Raw genomic sequence first — 17619 nt, 5'->3', positions numbered from 1 at the left:
GAGATAAATCCGGTCTATTCCGGGATAGGCTGGCACAAATTGGGACAGCCTATGCAATACCGTTGCAACCAGTGCAACAAAAAACACCCCGCTCAGTCATCGACTGGCGGGGCGAACATATCGGCCTGGCGACGCGCTATCTCGTCTTTTCGAACCGCCTTAACGATCTTATAGATCCACTGAAGCGATACCCCCCACTTACGCGCCAGATCGCTTTGATTGGTGCCGTTGAATTCCTCGTAGATCTGCCGATCCCGCCGGCTCAGCTTGCCCGCCAGCCCCATTGGGAAATAGACGTTCTGCCCACCCCAATGCGCCGCCATGCGATCGGTGACCTCCTTGGCCACATGGCGGGCAGCCTCATCATCCATCGACACCAACTCACGTAGCGCGCCCGCAACGTGTTCAGTCAGATCAACCAGCAGTTCCGGCCCCTTGCTTCGGAAGTCATTCATACAGCCTTCACCGCAGCATCAAGGGCCAGGCTCATTGATCCTGCTCCTTCACTGGCGTAAACCAAGCCACATCAACACCTCGAACGGTCACGGTGTTGCAGGTCAATGGCCCCGCAGGCGAATAGCGAATCCCTCGCAGCTGAGAACCAAAGCGGCACATAAACCGCTCAAGGCTGCTCAGTTCAATAACAATCTTATTGTCCAAAAGTACCAGAAGCATGATCGAAACCCCGGCATCACGAATGTCACGCGTTAACTCATTGAACGCGGATAACTGCGCTGGAAACGCCTCAGTCAAAATGCTCAACGGCTGTACCGGTGCTGCTGTCGCTGCCAAATTCAGAGAATCCATCTCAAACCCCCTTAACGACATCGGCAGTCACCTTCGGCACACCCAGTTGAACAGCCAAATTCATCGCCGCAATCATCAGATTGCCAATCGCCAACGGATAAAGCAGAGAAACGGTCCCATCCCGCCCACCATGGCGAGTCGGCTGAGACAGCCGTGCCGCAATCGCCTCAATGGCACCCTGATCGATGACGTCCCCAAGCACCTTGCCCACTCGATCGAATCGAAACGTCAAAAACTCCTCCAGACGCGAATGCTCAACTGGCGTCAACGTAACCCGCTCACAACGCTGTACGACCTCACGCACATCCGCATTACGCTCGCTCAGCTTCACCCCAAGCTCCGGCTGACCAATCATGATCACACTCACCAACTTAGTGAACCCGACCTCCAACTCCAAAATACGCTTAAGGTGTTTCAGCGTCGGCACCGGCAAACTGTGCGCTTCCTCAATCACCAGACAATGGCGATACCCTGCGGCATGCGACTCCTTCAACGCCTTATGCAACTGAGCGAAGCGCGCCTCGGGACTGCTCTTGGGCTTAGATAAGGGCGCGACAGCCGCCATCATCGACTCGGCAATGTGGGTGCTCTTCAGCGACTTGCCCTTAACGTCGTTATCCTCGGACGCCAACACATACGGCTCAATGACCATCACAGGGTCATTGTTCTCGGCAATGCGGTTCACCAGGTCTCGGCGGAGCGTAGTTTTGCCGGCCCCCGATTCCCCCTCAACCGCTAGAAACCCACCATGCCGCGCCGTTTGATACATCGCCTCGCGCACATAACGAATATCCGGGCTCACCCACATATCCTGAGAACACTGCAGCTCATCAAACGGATCTCGAAACAGGCCAAACGCCTTACGAGTAGCTAGCTGTAGCGTTTGTTTAGGCAGTAACATCAATTCGTCCTCCCCGGACGGCTCTTTCACAAGGGCCGGACCTGCCGTGTTGGCGCACGGCGGGTCCACTTCATCAAAAGCATTAGCAATAGCGGCGTCATTGGCACCGGACTCCGTCAAGAATCCCCGAATGCGCCCCCGCAAAACCTCACCATCCAGACTGCGCGGCCAAAGGCCGTGGTTCAGCAACTGCGCAACCGTAGCGCTGCTCAAACTCAGCGACTGAGCCAACGCCGCCTGAGGTCGCCCCATCTCCTGCAAAATCCTTTTCAGCTTCAACATCACTCACCTCCAACCATGTGGCGCATGACCTCAACAGGCCGTTTCAACTCAGCCTCAACCGCCTCAATCTGCTCTTGAGGAACACCTTCTGGAAAACGCCTCAGCAACCACCCAAACGTCTCAGCCGACCAAAGATGGCCCAACCGCGGACGCAGAAGCTTCGCCGCCTCAACATGACTCAGCGGGGCAATCTCAACAGAGGGAACATTGACGTTCAGACTCGTACCGCGCCGTGGCAGATAAGCCGGCAGCACCGTGTCATTCACATGTTTATGCGGATCAATCAGCCCACCAAACGGCACGGCCTTCGTCTTACGCACGGCCTGTGCGTCGGCCTGACTGCTCGTGCCGGTCGCAATCTGCTCCAACACTTTGCGCGACACCTGAGCCGGCGTTTCGGCATGACGCTTGTACGCTTCGCCGATAGTCGCCGCAGTCTCGCTAAAGCCAAACGCATTCACCCCAATGCGCTCAATCACGTGATACCGCTCACGCCCGTCATCGCCCACCAGTACCGCAATTGCCGAGTCCTTATCCCGCCAACAATTGCGAGTGATCAGCAGTTGTTCGCCCACCATCACCCCCGGCACCGAACTCACATCAAACTGCGAGCCCCGGAACGAAACCCGCAGCAAATTGCTCACCTTGCGGTTTTCCGGCGTGCTCACCGCCAACTCGCGACATACCTCAACGCTGGGCGCCAGCCGCAGTTGCTCCTGCTTAATCAGCTGCCAAACGCCATACCGAGTACGCCGCGTGCGGGTATGAATCGACGTCGCATTGAAGTACCGCATCCACTGGCCGGCCCAGGTATTGATCTGATCCAGACTGCTGGCGGCCTGAAACTTCAAAGCACTTTCAAACTCACGCTCAACAATGTTGTGTGCCTGTTCAACCTGACCCTTGGCCCGCGCATTACCGACCCGATTGATAACCAAATCGATCGACAACACACGGCAAAGATTGCGAAAAATACCACTGGTCATCGCCGCCCCTGGGTCCGTCATCAGCACCCAGGGCACCCCATGAAATGGGTCTGACTCACTGCGTTTCTGCATTGCGTTAATGAGCACCGCGCACAGGTTCTCCGCTGATTCCGCCCCCAGCACATACTCGACATACAGCGTGCCGCTCGTATGGTCCGTGATCACATACCGCCACAGGCGCTGGCGTTCGATCTTCTTCAGATTCGCGGGCTTACCGTCATAGAACTCGGCCTTATTCATCACCCGAGCGCCATCATCGGCCAGATAAAACTGCGTCGAGATCGAAGCATCAATCTGCCAAACATGATTGGGATGCTGACTCGCCAACGACACCGCCGGCGCGTCCTGCAAAAGTTGTTCGGGGTGCAACTTATAAGCGCGCAACGCCCGGCTGATCGCACTGCGGCTCAACGGTCGAAACTCCCCCGTTTCCTCATCCACCCGGCCAGCCATCACCAAGTTATTACTGCGCAAGCGCTCAACGGCCCGCACAATCGTCGACAACTGCTTATTGTTCGCCCGGATGGACTCCAACAACACCGCCGAAATCAACCGAGCTTCCTCAAGCGGCAAAGCGCTGCAACCCGCATCACTGCGCCGCTTTCGCGGCTTCGCCAAACGCACCGCCTTCAACTGGCGTTGCAGAGTAGAAATCGAAACCCCCAACGCTAGCGCCCCAGCTTCGTAAATAGCCGTACGCTCACCATGCACAGCCGCATCAGCGCGCTGTGCGACCTGCATCAACTGCTCAATGTGTACCGGATTCATCAATCAGGCCTCCGCAGGCGTCATCCAGGCCACGCCATCCGCCTGATCTGGCAAGTTGAACTCACTGCGAACCGCCCCCAGCGTGACCTCCAACTGCCGAATCAAACCGGCTTTAAAGACCCGGTGGTCCTCACCACCGGAGGCTAGCGCTTCAAGCTTCGCAAACCCCTCGCGCAATGGCCCCAACACACTGGCCTCTGCCTCATAAGCGATGGCCGCCACTTCCCCACGCAAAGCCTTCGCCACCTCATCCGCAGACATCGCCTGGATTCGCTTACGGGATACCTCCAACTCCCGCCGAGCCTTATCCAACTCACCGGTCTTCTTCGCCATCACCTCGCTCTGCGCGGTGTAATCAGCCTTCATCTCATCAAGGCGCCGGCCTAACAGCTCCTTCTCCTGGGTGTGCTTGGCAATCATCTCCTCAGCAAGATCAACAAACGCCTCCTTGTCACCGGCTTTCGCCACCTCAATCAGCGCCGCCTGCTGGTCCTGCGGCAAACGCCGATACTGGCGCAGCTCGCGATAACCGATCCCCATACGCGACATCGAATCCAGCGCCTCCTCACCGAAGGCTCGCAGGTTCGCGATATCCCGATCCACCTGATCAACCGAACGCCCCAGCAGCCCGCAAAACTCCTCCCACGTACCGCTCAACACCTGCGCACCGTGCGGACTTTTGCGCCCAGCCAGCCCTCGATACAGCTTCTTCTCCTTCACAAATGCCAACTTCGAAGTCCGCACCGTGCGGGAAAACGCCTCAAACACGCCGGCCATTTGTGCCTGCCCCAGCAACTGACTCACCATGTCACGCTCTTCACCGTGCGAGGCGTGAAGCGCAGCCATCGCGTTCTGATCAGCCGTCAACATCACCCCATCCAAAACAGGCAGCGCCAGCGCCTCCACGGGTATGCTCTTGCTCCGTGCCATACAACCTCCTTAAACGATCGACCCAGCGGCAATACGCTGATTGATTTCCTGCATACGCTCCGTCAAACGGGCCATGTGCTCGGCATGCGCCTGTGCGATCTGCAACACACCCACCGAGTGAGCAAAGCGGCCGTTATCCAGCTTCACCGCCAGACCTTCCTCAATCAGGGTTTGCATGGCCCGGGTGATATTGCAGGGACTGTCCTGCGTCAGCTGCGCCAACTCCGTATTACTCAAACCCGTCACCGTGTGCCCCTTCAACGCCTTCAGCGCACGCAAAACGCGTGCAGCAGCCGACACCGAACGATTCATAACCTCGCCTCCGGCTCAGACATTTCAGGTAAATTGACACCCTCAATACCGGTGGCATTGAGTGGCAATGGGTTCAGGCAAAAAGTGGAAACAACGAAAAAGGTGTGAATTGGTGGGTTTTTTGTAGGAAAACTCTTTTTTTGCCCTGCGCACCCACACGACGTAGGTTTTAAAACGGTAGATTCCGAATAGCCGATATGATTTTTCATCATGAGCCTCACGCCACAAAACGGTTGAGCTCAAGGGCCGTCGCCGGATCAGTACAAATTTCTCCGGCCTTAAGACCCAGTTTGATCGCAATCTCGTGGGCCTGACCCCGTACACATTTCTTGCGTCCACCCAACACCTCGAACACCAGGTTGGGTGAAAAACGATTGGCGATTGCCCATTGGGTAATCGAAACACCTTTGGCCTTGAGCTCCGCTCGGGCCTGATCTGCTGTACGTAGCGCCATGGGTTCACTCCGGGGGCTGCGGGCACCGCTGGGGTGCCGATTAAGTTGCCGTTCGTGGTAGGACGGTGTGAATTCATGATGGAACCAAACGGTTCCCATTCAAAGGCTTTTTGGTAACCGAATGGTTTCTTTTTGTGAGCGATTGCGCGTAGAGCGGACACGACTTGGCCTCAACCAGACCGACTTCGCGGCACTGGCCGGCGTGACAAAAAAAACGCAAATGCTCTACGAAGCAGGCGAACGCGTGCCCGACGCTAACTACCTGGCCGCCATTGCCGAAGCCGGTGCCGACCTGAGCTTCATCGTCACCGGGCAAAAAAACACCGCCACGCCGTCCGCTGCCGCATGGGCGCCCATCGACAGCGAAAAACTTGGCCGAATTATCGAAATGCTAGAAGCGGCCGCCAAACAAGCCGGGCGGCGCTGGCCGGCCAAAAAGTTGGCCGAAACGGCCACCGATATCTACAACGCGCTGGGTGACGATCAAGGATTTGATCAACCACGCGTTGAGCGAATATTGAAGTTGGTAGTAAATCGCTAAATAGCAAAGGAATTCTATGCGAAGAGACGACGAGGCCCTGGTAAGCAATCTGTCAGCCAGGCTATCTGAGGAAATCGAAAATCTCCCCAGGGACGGAAAAAATCGCGAACTCACCATCAAGATCAAGGGCAACCGGGGGCATATCAACCTCGGTCATCAAACCTTTGACATAAAGACTGCCAAAGCACCCCCACCAGAAGGCGGTGATCGTGCTCGGGAATGCCCGCAGTGCCGCCACTGCACATGGCGCTACACACAGTTGTGCATGCACTGTCATTACAACCTGCACCGTCACGACGAAGTCGCTGAGCAGGAAAAAGATTGGGCGCACAAAAAGCGACACAACCTCCAAGTGTTGAAAGCAGGTGTCTGCTGCGTCGGCATTACCGGTCTCAGCTTTTTTGTCATGGACTATCCGCTTGAAACGCTAAAACCGTTGGCCTTAGGCCTGACAGGTGCTCTGGGATTCTTTGCACTCACAACCATGAGGTCACACAGATAAAGCACTGGCAGATAACCGCCAGCATTTAACGGTCAGGGACGACCAAAGACACTTTAAAAGGAGGTTTCAATGACCGAGAGAAAACACAGCACCCCTTGGAAGGATCGGCCAGCCGCCGAGAAAATCACACTGATAATCGGCTGGTGTGTTATCGCAAGCCTCATGGCATACGCATTCCTGCCGAACAAACCCGAACCAAGCGCCCCCTTACCAAGCGCCGCATCTGAAGCGCACCCGTCCACAGCGCGATACAACGGCCCGAGTGCACAGGCACTGAGCAGTGCAACCCAACACCTGTTGCAACTGGACAGCGCGATGGCCGAGGGTATGCAAATACTCAAAGCCGGCCAGCTCGGCGAGCTGAACGCTCACAGCCAACGATTCAAATCACTGCTGGAAGGTAGCTACGCGCAATTCGGTCGCTCCGTGTTTCAACCGCTGGGCAAATGCACCTCGGCGGCTGTCTTTGCTAATAGCTGGTGGCAGGCCCACGTGACTGCCATCCGCCAAGGCGGTACAGAGGCGATTCCCGGCTCGATCCAAAGCCACTTGGGTGAGTACACACTCAACCGAGCTGACTGTCTGCAAAGTGCGAATCCCTCGGTTGAGACCGCTGCTCCAACAATCGACCAAACACGGCGGATTGGCCAGCGCACGTATCAGCCATGATCGGCTGAGAGCAACTCGTCGATGCAGATGACGACAAGCAGAAAACGGCCAAAAACGAACAATTGCTCATTGGTAGTTAAGCTGCCGATGACAGTTCATAATGGCAAACTGAAGTCTTTCACTCTCTGTCAAAACTGAGAAAATTGTTTTATGAACGAAGGTTGGCAAAACGACGACTATCTCATCGTTCTCACGCAGGATGAGAGCGTCGCTGCGATGAAAGCCTACAGATTTGATCATTACCTGCCAGGTTACACGCTCCTAGGCCTAAGGGGCTGGGACGACTTTATCGTCATCAACGTTTCCGGAGTAATGTTTACTATTCCAACGCTGCCACTCGATGCGTCCTATGCCGCGCCGTTTGTGCTTCCCCATGAGCTTTCGCTGGAACCTGACGATCGGTTCACAGGAAAGATCAAGTGGCATCTGAAGCCGTTAGTCTTTGGGGGCGACCCGACAGATAAAGCGAATTTCGTGTGGATCACTCATGAACAACATGCTGAACTTGTCATCTGGTGGAACGAGCAGTACAAGAACGCCAAAGCGCAGAATCCGAGTAGTTAATCCTTAAAGCCAAAATCGCGTTGTTCGGGACGTCACCTAGGGAGCGACGTTTACCGGTCACAACCGTCAGGAGTCGGTCCGAAGTGGACATTTAGAGTGGCTAAAATAACCTGTCCCTTTTCCACACTTTCCGCAAGGAGCTATTCCTTATGACTCCATCAGTCATTCTTACTTTCGTCGAGCAACAAACAGGCATCCCGCGTCCAGATGGCCTTTTTCTGTATGGTCGAGATGATCTAACCGAAAGAAACGAGACGTTTGAGATCACTCAGTATTTACCCGGATACTTGCTGATTGGAGATGATAGCGGCAGCCGTGGGGTACTTGTCCATTATGAACTATCAGCGTATCCGGTCTATCTCTGTGACCTTGGCGTCTTGGCAGAAGAGGACCTCGTCCCGCTGGCCCCTACTCTCCATCACTGGATTGAGTTGAGTTGCCCTCTTCCAGATTAGGGGGGCTAGGTGCTGCCAGGCAATCATGCGAGTCGGAGCCGCTTCGCAGTAGTACTCAGTTCCTGCGTTTGCGCATGTCTGCATTGGGTTAGCAGCCGTCGTCCTTGCACCAGCCAAACGGGCTGAGTACGCTCTGAAAGCGCTTATAGCCACGGGAGGTGCATATGGAGAGCCATGCAGCATTGGAAATCGAGAAAGCTGCTTACGATGAGTTTCTGATCCAATGGAATCAAGGCGCCTTCCAACAACAGAGGCTTGGTCAAGCTTTCTATAATTTTTTCAACCTTCATAAGCTCACGGATCAGACATTGCTGACTGGCGTGTATGAGGCTGATGGTCAAAAAGCTACAGGCCTGATCTCCCGAATTTTCAACATCAGGTAGTAGCCGATTACCGGCCAAAAACAGCCGATAGGATTGGACTGCACCGAAGGCCTGTAAGGGATGATTAACATGCTGATTGAATGCCAAAGGTGCGAGCAAGGATACATACGAGCAATGCGTGTCCGCGCTACAAAAATCTCACTTTGGGTGTGCGAAGAATGTGAAGCCACGTGGAAGAGTCAGGCTGAAGTAAATGTCAGCACGTTTGAAGACTACGGAACGTTGATGGTCGGTACTGGACGTAGTCCTTTATGGTCAGAGCTGGAACCACAGTGAAGAGCACGTCATAGGGGGCCTTTTATCCAAGGTATATTCCGGCTTGGCGAAGCATCGCGACACCCGCCCCAGCATGGCGAGGATCGAGATCCCGCATCGCAAAAAACTCGAGCAGTACACGCGTTTACCAAAGCCAAGGCGCAGAAAAAAGGAGACCGAAATATGAAAGCGTCGAGAATGACTAAAGCACACGGCTCTCACAGGGCTCAAAAGCTAGTGGAGCTTGGCTGGACGGTTAAACATGAATTCAAGGCTGACAACGAAACATACGAGTGGTACTTGGAATGGGAACACGTCGAAGACCCTCCGTTGCTGTCCTCGCAAGATAATTGTGATGAACCCAGTCACTAACGCCCCTGTGACTGATTCAATATGGCAGATTTAACGTTGATGACCTAAGCACGATGGATGCGTTTTTTCAGTCTCAGCCATAAGCTGACATGATTGTCCATATGGCTGGGATTCTTAAGGCGCTTTGATGGTATCCGCAGATGGGGACGTGATACCTATGAGGACGAAGCCCTACCTATTTCGTCTCATTCATAAGTTGCAGAAGCACCTTCCAGACAGGTGTGCAGTTGCGACAAAAATCTGCAGTGGCCTTTGATTTTAGCCAGCTCCGCCATCAGTAGATCAATCCGGAAAATCATCAGTTTCGCGTCGCCACCTTCCAGTGCAATACCATCGCGTTTTTTTGCATCTGGCGCGCTTCTCGAAAGAGCCACTAGATGCTTTCCATCCGAGTACCGTTGAACGACCCAGTGAGAGAATGTGTGTCGGAACATTCTGTGCATCTCAAACGTTTCCACCGCGCAGATGATGCCGGCCTTGTCGATATTCAGGCCTGTCTCACGAGCTTCTTTTTTTGTGTGAAGCAAGACGTCGGTATCGTTCAGCGAGTATGCCGAATCACTTGCAATACCAAGCCGATGCTCTTGAAGCATGGCGATGAGCCCACGGCAGAATGCGTCTGCCACGCAGTACATCTGGATCAGCTCGCCGATCAGGGCGAGATCCTCCTTACTGGGGGCCAACAGGAGTCGTGGCAACTCATGAGTACCTTCAGCGTCCTCCAGTAGACGCATAATCTCGCGCAACTCTTCATCGACCGATTCAACCATTGAGTTGTCAGCTTCCATTTTTTGTCCTCGTGATGTCTGAATTAGCGCATAGACCTAGGCGGATGTTGCGCCATGCTTACATACTCGGGTGCTGGTTTGCTCAGCTTACCTCAGCAGAATATCTTTGTTGTCTGCTCGGCTAATCCCCTCCCTAAACCCGATTAAAAGCCCCTCCAGCCCACGCCGCCCACCATAGCGGCGTGAGCATTTCTAGCGCCTCAAATCACAGGGGCGCCACGACTGGAGGCATCCCCCATGCGACCCGAACACCCCCGCGGCATCCGCAACTACAACCCCGGCAACATCCGCCACGCCCATCGCATCCGCTGGCAAGGCATGTCCACCGCCCAGACCGACAGCCAATACGTCCAATACATCAACCCACGCTGGGGCATCCGCGCCATCGCCCGCGTCCTCATCACCTACCAAGACAAACACCGTGCCGCCGACGGCAGCCCCATCGACACCGTCCGCGAAATCATCGAGCGCTGGGCGCCGCCCTCAGAAAACAACACCGACGCCTACATCATCAGCGTCGCGCGCGCCCTGGGCCTCGACCCCGATGTGGCCAGCGTCGACGTCTACGACTTCGACATCATGCGCGCCCTGGTCACCGTCATCATCCGCCACGAAAACGGCCCTGGCCCCTTGCCGGGCGGCCGCTGGTACGGCGACGCCATCATTGCCGACGGCCTATCACTGGCCGGCATCGAGCGCGGCATTGTCCACGGCCAATTCAAAGGGGCGCCCGCATGAGACTCATCAGCGATTGGCGCCACGGCTACAAGCTCTACAGCCTTCAGATCGGATTGGTCATCGTCCTGGCAGGGTTCGCCCAACTGGAACTATTGCCCCTCTGGCAGCCCCAGCTAACCCCCAAGGCCTACGCCACCCTCAACAGCGCACTGGCCATCCTCCTGTTCGTCGCACGCCTGATCAAACAAGGGCCAGACCTGCCGCCACGGCGCTAAGAAACCCCGGAGCGTTGAATGAACCTCAATGAACTCAACTTCGGCTTCCAGACCGTTCAATGGCTGGTCCTCACCGTACTGGCTCTCTACACCTGGATCACCAACCGCCACACCGTCAGCGCCCGGGAACTGCTCGAACTGCGCACCCGCATCGTCGCCCTCGAGGAACACGTCCGGCACCTGCCAGACCCATCGGCCGTCACCGACCTGCTGGGCGACATGAAAGCCATCCGCGCCGAACTCACCGGCGTCAAAGACGCCCTCAGCCCCTTGGCCCGGTCGCTCGACCGCATCAACGACTACCTGCTGCGAGAAAAAACATGACCCCCTATGCCGACTACCTGCGCCACGACATGCGCCTGGTCATCTTGCGGCTGCTGGTTGAAATGCCCGGCTACCGCGCCAACAGCTCCGTCCTCAACACCGCCCTCGACAATTTTGGCCACACCGCCAGCCGCGACCAGGTCAAAACCGAACTGCAATGGCTCGCCGAACAGGGCGCCGTTAGCCTTGCCGACATCGGCCCGGTACTGGTTGCCACCCTCACCGAACGCGGCCAAGACATCGCCGCCGGCCGCGCCCGCGTGTCCGGCATCAAACGCCCGGGGGCCTGACCATGGCCGGCAAATCCTCCATCAATCGCCTGCCACCCCTGGTCAAGGCCTACATACAAAAACTTCTGCGTGAAGATCGCTTAACCCTCGACGACATGCTCGCCGACATCCAAAAGCGCTTCCCCGACGAAAAAGCCCCCAGCCGCAGCGCCTTGGGGCGCTTCAAACTGGGCTTCGATGAACTCATCGACAAAGCCCGCCAACAGCGCGAAATGGCCGAAGCTTTCGTCGGCGCCTTCGGTGAAGACGCCTCAGACAAAACCGGCGCCTTACTCGTCGAAGCCATCTCAACCCTGACCTACCAGGCCGCCATGGGCGCCCACGAAAAAGACGACGTCACCGTCGCTGAAGTCTCCGCGCTGGCCCGCGCCGCCAAAGCCACCATGGAAGCCCGGACCCTCAGCGTCAAAGAACGCCAAGCCATCGAAAAAGCCACCCGTGAACGCCTGCTGCAAGAGCAAGCCGCCGAACTCGACAACGCCGTCAAAGCCCAAGGCATGACCGAAGACCAGGCCCAGTTCTGGCGGCAGAAATTCCTCGGCGTCAAACCATGAAAGCCGCCGCCAGCACACTGCGCGTCATCGAATGGGACGAACTGCCGCCCAGCGTCCGCCAGATCCCCGAGGGCTACAACCCGCTGGCCGAAGGCATCCTCATGGCCCACCAATCCCAATGGCTGGCCATCGACGCCCACATCAAACTCTGTGAAAAGGGCCGCCGCACCGGCATCACCTTCGCCGAAGCACTGGACAGCGTCATCACCGCTGCCTCGCAAAAAATCGCCGGCGGCATGGACTGCTTCTACATCGGCGACACCAAAGAAAAGGGCCTGGAATTCATCGGCTACTGCGCCAAATTCAGCCGCGTCATCGCCGAAGCCCAAGCGTCGGGCGTCAGCCAAATCGAAGAATTCCTCTTCCAGGACCAAGACGACGCCGGCAACACCCGCCACATCAACGCCTATCGCATCCGCTACGCCTCGGGCTTCAAAATCGTCGCGCTCTCCAGCAACCCGGCCGGTGTGCGCGGCCTACAAGGCAAAGTCATCATCGATGAAGCCGCGTTTCACCGCGACGTTGCGGCCGTGCTCGACGCCGCCACCGCGCTGCTGATCTGGGGCGGTCGCATCGTCATCATCAGCACCCACAACGGCAAAGCCAACGCCTTCAATCAGATGGTCAGCGACATCCGCGATCAGCGCTACGGCAGCAGCGCCCAGGTCTTCCGCGCCACCTTCGACGATGCCGTCGCCAACGGCCTGTTTGAACGGGTCTGCTTCATGGCCGGCAAGGTCGCCACGGCTGACGAAAAAGAAGCCTGGTACAAACAAATCCGCAGCGCCTACGGCCCGCGCAAAGCGCAAATGCGCGAAGAACTCGACGCCATCCCCCGCGACGGCAACGGCGTCTGCATCCCCGGCGTATGGATCGAAGACGCCATGCGCCCCGGTCGTACCGTCCTGCGCCTGGCCCTAGACGACGACTTCGCCCAACAGCAGGTCTACCGGCGCGAGGCCTACGTCAACGACTGGATCGAGCGCTACCTCGCGCCATTGCTACAGTCGCTCAACCCTGAGCGACGGCACTTCATCGGCATGGACTACGCCCGGCACCGTGACTTCTCCATCATCTGCCCAATGTCCGTTGACCAAGCACGGCATCGCGACGTGCCGTTCGTGGTCGAGATGCACAAAGTGCCCACCCGGCAACAGCAGCAGATCCTGTTCTACATCCTGCGTCGGCTGCCGCGTTTCGTCGGCGCGGCCCTGGACGCCACCGGCAGCGGCGAAACCCTCGCCGAAGACACCGCCGACGCATTCGGCCACAACCGCATCCAACAAGTGAAAATCACCCGGACCTGGTACGGCGCGTGGATGCCCAAATTCGTGCAACTGTTCGAAGACGCGACAATCACGCTGCCCAAAGACGACTCGCTGCACCAAGACATCCGCGCCATCGAAACCGTCGACGGCATCCCCATGATCGTCAAAGCCCGCAAACAAGACCTCAAAGACCCCGACCTCTATCGCCACGGCGACTTCGCCGGTGCCGGTGCGCTCGCCAACTTCGCCACGCTGGAAGTCGCCAGCGGCCCGGTCACCGTCAAATCACGCCGCCCGCGCCAAGGCCAACACCTCACCCAGGGGTACGCATGAACAACACAGGCCTGTGGGTCAGCCCCACTGAATTCGTCCACTTTGCCGAGCCCCAACGCAGCCGCCCCCTCAACCGCCACATCGCTACCCGAGGCCGCGCCCAGGCCAGCGACTTCGGCAGCCATTTGCCTAACCCAGACCCGATTCTCAAAGCCCAAGGCAAAGACATTGCGGTGTACCGCCACCTGCGCAGCTCCGCCCTCGTCGGTGGCAATATCCGCCGCCGCAAGGCCGCCGTGCTGTCGCTGGAACGAGGCCTGCAACGTGAAGACACCGCCAGCAAAGTGGAACGCTTCATCACCGACTGGCTCAGCGACCTCGACCTGGACCGCATCATCCGCGAACTGCTCGACGCACCGTTATTCGGCTACCAACCCATCGAACTCCTATGGCGCCCCGTGGGCAGGCATTGGGTGCCACAAGACCTGCTCGGCAAACCGGCTGAATGGTTCTTCTACGACAAAAACAACGCGCTGCACTTTCGCGCCAAAGACGCCGGCCCAGACGGCGAGCCCTGCGACCCGCAACGCTTTGTCGTCGCCCGGCAAGACGCCACCTACGCCAACCCCTACGGTTTCCCAGACCTGAGCATGTGCTTCTGGCCGGCCACCTTCATGAAAGGCGGCCTCAAATTCTGGGTCCAGTTCACTGAAAAATACGGCAGCCCCTGGGTCATCGGCCAACACCCACGCGGCGCCACCGACGGCGAAACCGAACTGCTGCTCGACAGCCTCGAAGCCATGGTCCAAGACGCCGTCGCCGCCATTCCCGACGACGCCAGCGTGCAGATCATCGAAGCGGCCGGCAAAGCCGGCAGTGCCGACGTCTACCGCCAACTGCTCGAATACTGCCGCAGCGAAATCAACGTCGCCATGCTCGGGCAAAACCAGACCACCGAAAAAGACACCAACCACGCCAGCGCCACGGCTGGCGCCGAAGTCACCCAGGATATCCGCGACGGCGACGCTGCCATCGTCGCCAGCGCGCTCAACGCCTGCATTCGCCACGTCGTTGACCTCAACTTCGGCCCACACGTCGTCGCACCGCGCTATGCGCTGTGGCAACAAGAAGAAATCGACAAATCCCTGGCCCAGCGCGACAAGGCCCTGACCGAGTCCGGCGTAAGGTTCACCAACGCCTATTGGCAGCGCACCTACAACCTGCAGGACGGCGACCTACAACAAGCACCGACCCGGGGCGACAAACCCGCATTTGCCGAAACCACCCAACACCGGGCGCCGGACCAAGCCGCCCTCGACCAAGCCATCAATAGCCTGCCGGCCGAGCCCTTAAACCAACTGACTGAAAACCTCGCCAACCTGATGTTCATGGCCGACACCTGGGGCCGCCTAAGCACCACCGCAGACCGGGAAGACTGACATGGCCAGCCCCGCAAAGCAGCTCAATCCCGCGGACCTCAAGGTCATCTTCGGCCTCGAGCCCGCCAACGCTATCGCCTACCTGAAGGCCAAGGGCTACGCCATCACCTGGCATTGGCAAGAGATCCTCGACCAAGCCCACGACCACGCGTTCACCGTCGCCAAAGCCATGCGCCTGGACCTACTCAGCGACATTCGCGCCGCCCTGGAAACCGCCCTCCAACAGGGCCAAACCCTCCAGCAATTCACCGCCCATTTGAAACCCGTCCTACAAGCCCAAGGCTGGTGGGGCCAGCAAGTCATCGTCGACAGCCAAGGTAGCGCCGAAACCGTCCAGCTCGGTAGCCCACGTCGCCTAAAAACCATCTACCAAACCAACCTGCAAAGCGCCTACATGGTCGGTCGCAAAACCGCCATGGAACAGACCACCGAGACCCATCCGTACTGGATGTACATCGCCGTCCTCGACGGAAAAACCCGCAGCAGCCACCGGGCCATGCACGGCCAGGTCTTTCGCCACGACGACCCCATCTGGCAAACCATCTTCCCGCCTAACGGCTTCAACTGCCGCTGCCGCGTCGTCGCCCTGAGCGAAGCCGCCGTCAAGCGCCGTGGGCTTACCGTCATCTCCAGCCACGGAAAAACCTTCACCGAAACCGTCGAAACCGGCGCCGACAAACGCACCGGCGAGACCAGAACCGCCACCGTCACCGGCATCCGCCTCACCAACGCCCAAGGCCACACCCTCACATTCCGCACCGACCCAGGCTTCAACCACGCCCCTGGCACCGGCTTGGCCGAAGCCCTGAAACACAAGCAGGCCGACCAACCACCGACCGGATGAACACCACAGATCCCGTGGCGAGGGAGCTTGCTCCCGCTGGGCTGCACAGCAGCCCCAAATCCAGCCAGCCAAATTCCCCGACCCACCGTAAACCCTGAATGGATCGATCCATGTTCCTCATCGAACTAGACCACCAACACCTTCAACAAACCCTAAGCAAAGTGGAACAGTCCATCGGCGACCTCACTCCACTCATGCATAGCTTGGCCGCCGAACTCGCCAGCCAAACCGAAGAAAACTTCGAACACGAAGGCCGTCCCGAATGGCCCGAGCTCTCTGACGTCACCACCGAGCGCCGAGCTAAAACCGGTCACTGGCCCGGCAAAATCTTGCAAGTCAGCGCTGCCGGTTTGGCCGCATCAATCACCACCCAGGTCACCGACAGTTCGGCAGTAGTGGGCAGCAACAAGCCTTATGCGGCGATGATGCAGTTTGGAGGGGATCAGGCAGATTTTCCGCACCTGTGGGGCGATATCCCGGGGCGACCGTATTTGCCTATGGATGCTGAGGGTAACCTGCAGGATGAAGCGGAAAAGGCAGTCCTGGATTTAGCTTTGCCCCATCTGAGGGTCGTTACCAAGCGTGTTAAATAACGATCGTTGGCCGCGCTCAAGAATTTTCCAAAAATCTCCGCAGTAAGGTTACGCTATGGCCACTCGCCACATCTTGGATGTCAGGAGCTCTAAATGGCTCATCTATTCTATGGAAAAAGCGCTCCCAAGAGCATTGAGTACGTGAATTCGGACGTATTTCTAAAATTCCTGGCTAATATGACGAATGACTTTGCCGACATCCAAGATGCGCAATTTAATAAGTGGAACCACCTTCGCTTTGTTGATGTGACGGATACATATGCGAATCTGAAATCTTCGATTCAAGAGCTGTGTGATAACTCGCCTGTACCTGCATCGATTACCTCCTACTTCTCAGACGAAAACTCGGAGTTAACGCTAGAGCAACGATTCGAACTCTACACTAAACTTAATGCACATGAAGAGCAGTTAAACCCGCTACTGAATTTTGTAGACCCAGCAGGCTATAAATGGCACAAAGAATATTTTGAGTCTTTTGAGGCCGGGGTTCGCACCGCTACTGTGCTTGGGGGTATGACACGGTTGTCGGCTCAATTTTACGCTGAGGTTAATAACTTTAAGGTCGCGCTTGATTCCATCATCCCCAACCGAGACGCGATTATAAAAGTATTCACCAGCCAAAATATACGATACGCCACAGGCGAGCTGAATTTCGATAAAATATTTAAGGTGCTAAAATCACAGTTTGGCGATGCTTGGAAAGGCTACGTGGCTTACAAAGGCGTCCTAATTGAGTATTTACTGGATAGCACTGGGACTACTGTTCTTGCGAAGCCAAGCCCCAGCACTACAGGTCTTAGCCTAGAAAAAGCGGTTCTTGAGCTTTACCAAATCATTGGTTATACCGTCTCCGAGACCAGTGTTAGCGGAGACTTTGGCATTGATATCCTCGCTCAGTCGAATACTGAAAAAATCGGGATACAATGTAAAAACTATGCGGGCAATGTAGGCGTGGACTCGGTAATGCAAGCCCATTCGGGCGGGCACTATTACGGCTGCTCCAGGTTCGTAGTTTACAGCTCTAACGGGTTCACCAGCGCCGCTCATGAAATGGCAAAAAAGCTTAACGTTGAACTTCTTATATATAAGGGCGCACTGGGATAACGTTAAGC

The 17619-nt window shown here is 56.9% G+C and carries 24 protein-coding genes; 16 read left to right on the top strand and 8 right to left on the bottom strand.

The features are described from left to right. Positions 1–92: 92 nt before the first annotated feature. The 7 genes from IB266_RS12895 to IB266_RS12865 form a co-directional block, all read right to left on the bottom strand. The gene (locus IB266_RS12895) at positions 93–455 is read right to left on the bottom strand and encodes a Mor transcription activator family protein (RefSeq protein WP_092201048.1); all 363 of its coding nucleotides are present in this window, start codon (positions 453–455) and stop codon (positions 93–95) included. A 31-nt stretch (positions 456–486) separates the two neighbouring features. After that, the gene (locus IB266_RS12890) at positions 487–807 is read right to left on the bottom strand and encodes a hypothetical protein (RefSeq protein ID WP_192261426.1); all 321 of its coding nucleotides are present in this window, start codon (positions 805–807) and stop codon (positions 487–489) included. 1 nt (position 808) lies between these two features. Next, entirely contained in the window at positions 809–1990 is a 1182-nt protein-coding gene (locus IB266_RS12885; protein ID WP_192261425.1) for an ExeA family protein, read from the bottom strand. Beyond that, positions 1990–3744 carry a DDE-type integrase/transposase/recombinase gene (locus IB266_RS12880; protein WP_192261424.1) on the bottom strand — a complete coding sequence of 585 codons (1755 nt, stop codon included), beginning with the start codon at positions 3742–3744 and terminating at the stop codon, positions 1990–1992. The genes IB266_RS12885 and IB266_RS12880 overlap by 1 nt, the downstream gene beginning before the upstream one ends. A gap of 3 nt (positions 3745–3747) precedes the next feature. Further along, positions 3748–4674 carry a hypothetical protein gene (locus tag IB266_RS12875; RefSeq protein ID WP_192261423.1) on the bottom strand — a complete coding sequence of 309 codons (927 nt, stop codon included), beginning with the start codon at positions 4672–4674 and terminating at the stop codon, positions 3748–3750. A 9-nt stretch (positions 4675–4683) separates the two neighbouring features. Then, positions 4684–4986 carry a helix-turn-helix domain-containing protein gene (locus IB266_RS12870; protein WP_092201036.1) on the bottom strand — a complete coding sequence of 101 codons (303 nt, stop codon included), beginning with the start codon at positions 4984–4986 and terminating at the stop codon, positions 4684–4686. Between the two features lie 217 nt (positions 4987–5203). Then, a complete protein-coding gene (locus tag IB266_RS12865; protein ID WP_025214346.1) occupies positions 5204–5440 on the bottom strand; it encodes a DNA-binding protein in 237 nt (78 codons plus the stop codon). 121 nt (positions 5441–5561) lie between these two features. Here IB266_RS12865 and IB266_RS12860 point away from each other — a divergent pair, with 121 nt between their 5' ends. From IB266_RS12860 to IB266_RS12835, 6 genes are all read left to right on the top strand, one after another. Next, positions 5562–5981: a helix-turn-helix domain-containing protein gene (locus IB266_RS12860; RefSeq protein ID WP_192261422.1), complete on the top strand. Its 420-nt coding sequence runs from the start codon at positions 5562–5564 to the stop codon at positions 5979–5981. Positions 5982–5997: 16 nt separating this feature from the next. Further along, complete coding sequence (locus tag IB266_RS12855; RefSeq protein WP_092349359.1) at positions 5998–6483, top strand: hypothetical protein; 486 nt, start codon at positions 5998–6000, stop codon at positions 6481–6483. Between the two features lie 69 nt (positions 6484–6552). Continuing rightward, positions 6553–7152: a hypothetical protein gene (locus IB266_RS12850; RefSeq protein ID WP_192261421.1), complete on the top strand. Its 600-nt coding sequence runs from the start codon at positions 6553–6555 to the stop codon at positions 7150–7152. A gap of 150 nt (positions 7153–7302) precedes the next feature. After that, the gene (locus IB266_RS12845; RefSeq protein ID WP_192261420.1) at positions 7303–7716 is read left to right on the top strand and encodes a hypothetical protein; all 414 of its coding nucleotides are present in this window, start codon (positions 7303–7305) and stop codon (positions 7714–7716) included. 149 nt (positions 7717–7865) lie between these two features. Then, on the top strand, positions 7866–8171 hold the full coding sequence (locus IB266_RS12840) for a hypothetical protein (protein ID WP_192261419.1): 306 nt from the start codon (positions 7866–7868) through the stop codon (positions 8169–8171). A 164-nt stretch (positions 8172–8335) separates the two neighbouring features. Beyond that, positions 8336–8554, top strand: a complete 219-nt coding sequence (locus IB266_RS12835) for a hypothetical protein (protein WP_192261418.1) — start codon at positions 8336–8338, stop codon at positions 8552–8554. A gap of 812 nt (positions 8555–9366) precedes the next feature. Here the strand turns inward: IB266_RS12835 and IB266_RS12830 are convergent. After that, positions 9367–9969, bottom strand: coding sequence for a hypothetical protein (locus tag IB266_RS12830; RefSeq protein ID WP_192261417.1), 603 nt, complete (start codon positions 9967–9969; stop codon positions 9367–9369). Between the two features lie 237 nt (positions 9970–10206). On the opposite strand from IB266_RS12830, the gene IB266_RS12825 reads away from it, so the two are divergent. From IB266_RS12825 to IB266_RS12780, 10 genes are all read left to right on the top strand, one after another. Beyond that, complete coding sequence (locus IB266_RS12825) at positions 10207–10707, top strand: structural protein (protein ID WP_192261416.1); 501 nt, start codon at positions 10207–10209, stop codon at positions 10705–10707. Further along, complete coding sequence (locus IB266_RS12820; RefSeq protein WP_192261415.1) at positions 10704–10922, top strand: hypothetical protein; 219 nt, start codon at positions 10704–10706, stop codon at positions 10920–10922. Before IB266_RS12825 ends, IB266_RS12820 begins: the two co-directional genes overlap by 4 nt. Positions 10923–10940: 18 nt before the next feature. After that, positions 10941–11246, top strand: a complete 306-nt coding sequence (locus IB266_RS12815) for a DUF2730 domain-containing protein (protein ID WP_192261414.1) — start codon at positions 10941–10943, stop codon at positions 11244–11246. Continuing rightward, positions 11243–11536 carry an ArsR family transcriptional regulator gene (locus IB266_RS12810; protein ID WP_192261413.1) on the top strand — a complete coding sequence of 98 codons (294 nt, stop codon included), beginning with the start codon at positions 11243–11245 and terminating at the stop codon, positions 11534–11536. Before IB266_RS12815 ends, IB266_RS12810 begins: the two co-directional genes overlap by 4 nt. A 2-nt stretch (positions 11537–11538) precedes the next feature. After that, positions 11539–12090 (top strand): phage protein Gp27 family protein, encoded by a 552-nt coding sequence (locus IB266_RS12805; RefSeq protein ID WP_192261412.1) that lies wholly within the window; start codon positions 11539–11541, stop codon positions 12088–12090. Continuing rightward, positions 12087–13691 (top strand): terminase large subunit domain-containing protein, encoded by a 1605-nt coding sequence (locus IB266_RS12800; protein WP_192261411.1) that lies wholly within the window; start codon positions 12087–12089, stop codon positions 13689–13691. The genes IB266_RS12805 and IB266_RS12800 overlap by 4 nt, the downstream gene beginning before the upstream one ends. Further along, positions 13688–15070: a DUF935 domain-containing protein gene (locus tag IB266_RS12795; protein WP_192261410.1), complete on the top strand. Its 1383-nt coding sequence runs from the start codon at positions 13688–13690 to the stop codon at positions 15068–15070. The genes IB266_RS12800 and IB266_RS12795 overlap by 4 nt, the downstream gene beginning before the upstream one ends. Position 15071: 1 nt before the next feature. Next, the gene (locus IB266_RS12790; protein WP_192261409.1) at positions 15072–15914 is read left to right on the top strand and encodes a phage minor head protein; all 843 of its coding nucleotides are present in this window, start codon (positions 15072–15074) and stop codon (positions 15912–15914) included. 110 nt (positions 15915–16024) lie between these two features. After that, entirely contained in the window at positions 16025–16507 is a 483-nt protein-coding gene (locus IB266_RS12785) for a phage virion morphogenesis protein (protein ID WP_192261408.1), read from the top strand. Positions 16508–16600: 93 nt separating this feature from the next. Next, positions 16601–17611 carry a restriction endonuclease gene (locus tag IB266_RS12780; protein ID WP_192261407.1) on the top strand — a complete coding sequence of 337 codons (1011 nt, stop codon included), beginning with the start codon at positions 16601–16603 and terminating at the stop codon, positions 17609–17611. Positions 17612–17619: the final 8 nt, after the last annotated feature.

The organism is Pseudomonas sp. Pdm06, from assembly GCF_014851795.1.
Classification (GTDB): domain Bacteria; phylum Pseudomonadota; class Gammaproteobacteria; order Pseudomonadales; family Pseudomonadaceae; genus Aquipseudomonas; species Aquipseudomonas fluorescens_AA.
This window is presented reverse-complemented; position numbering and strand designations above follow the sequence as displayed.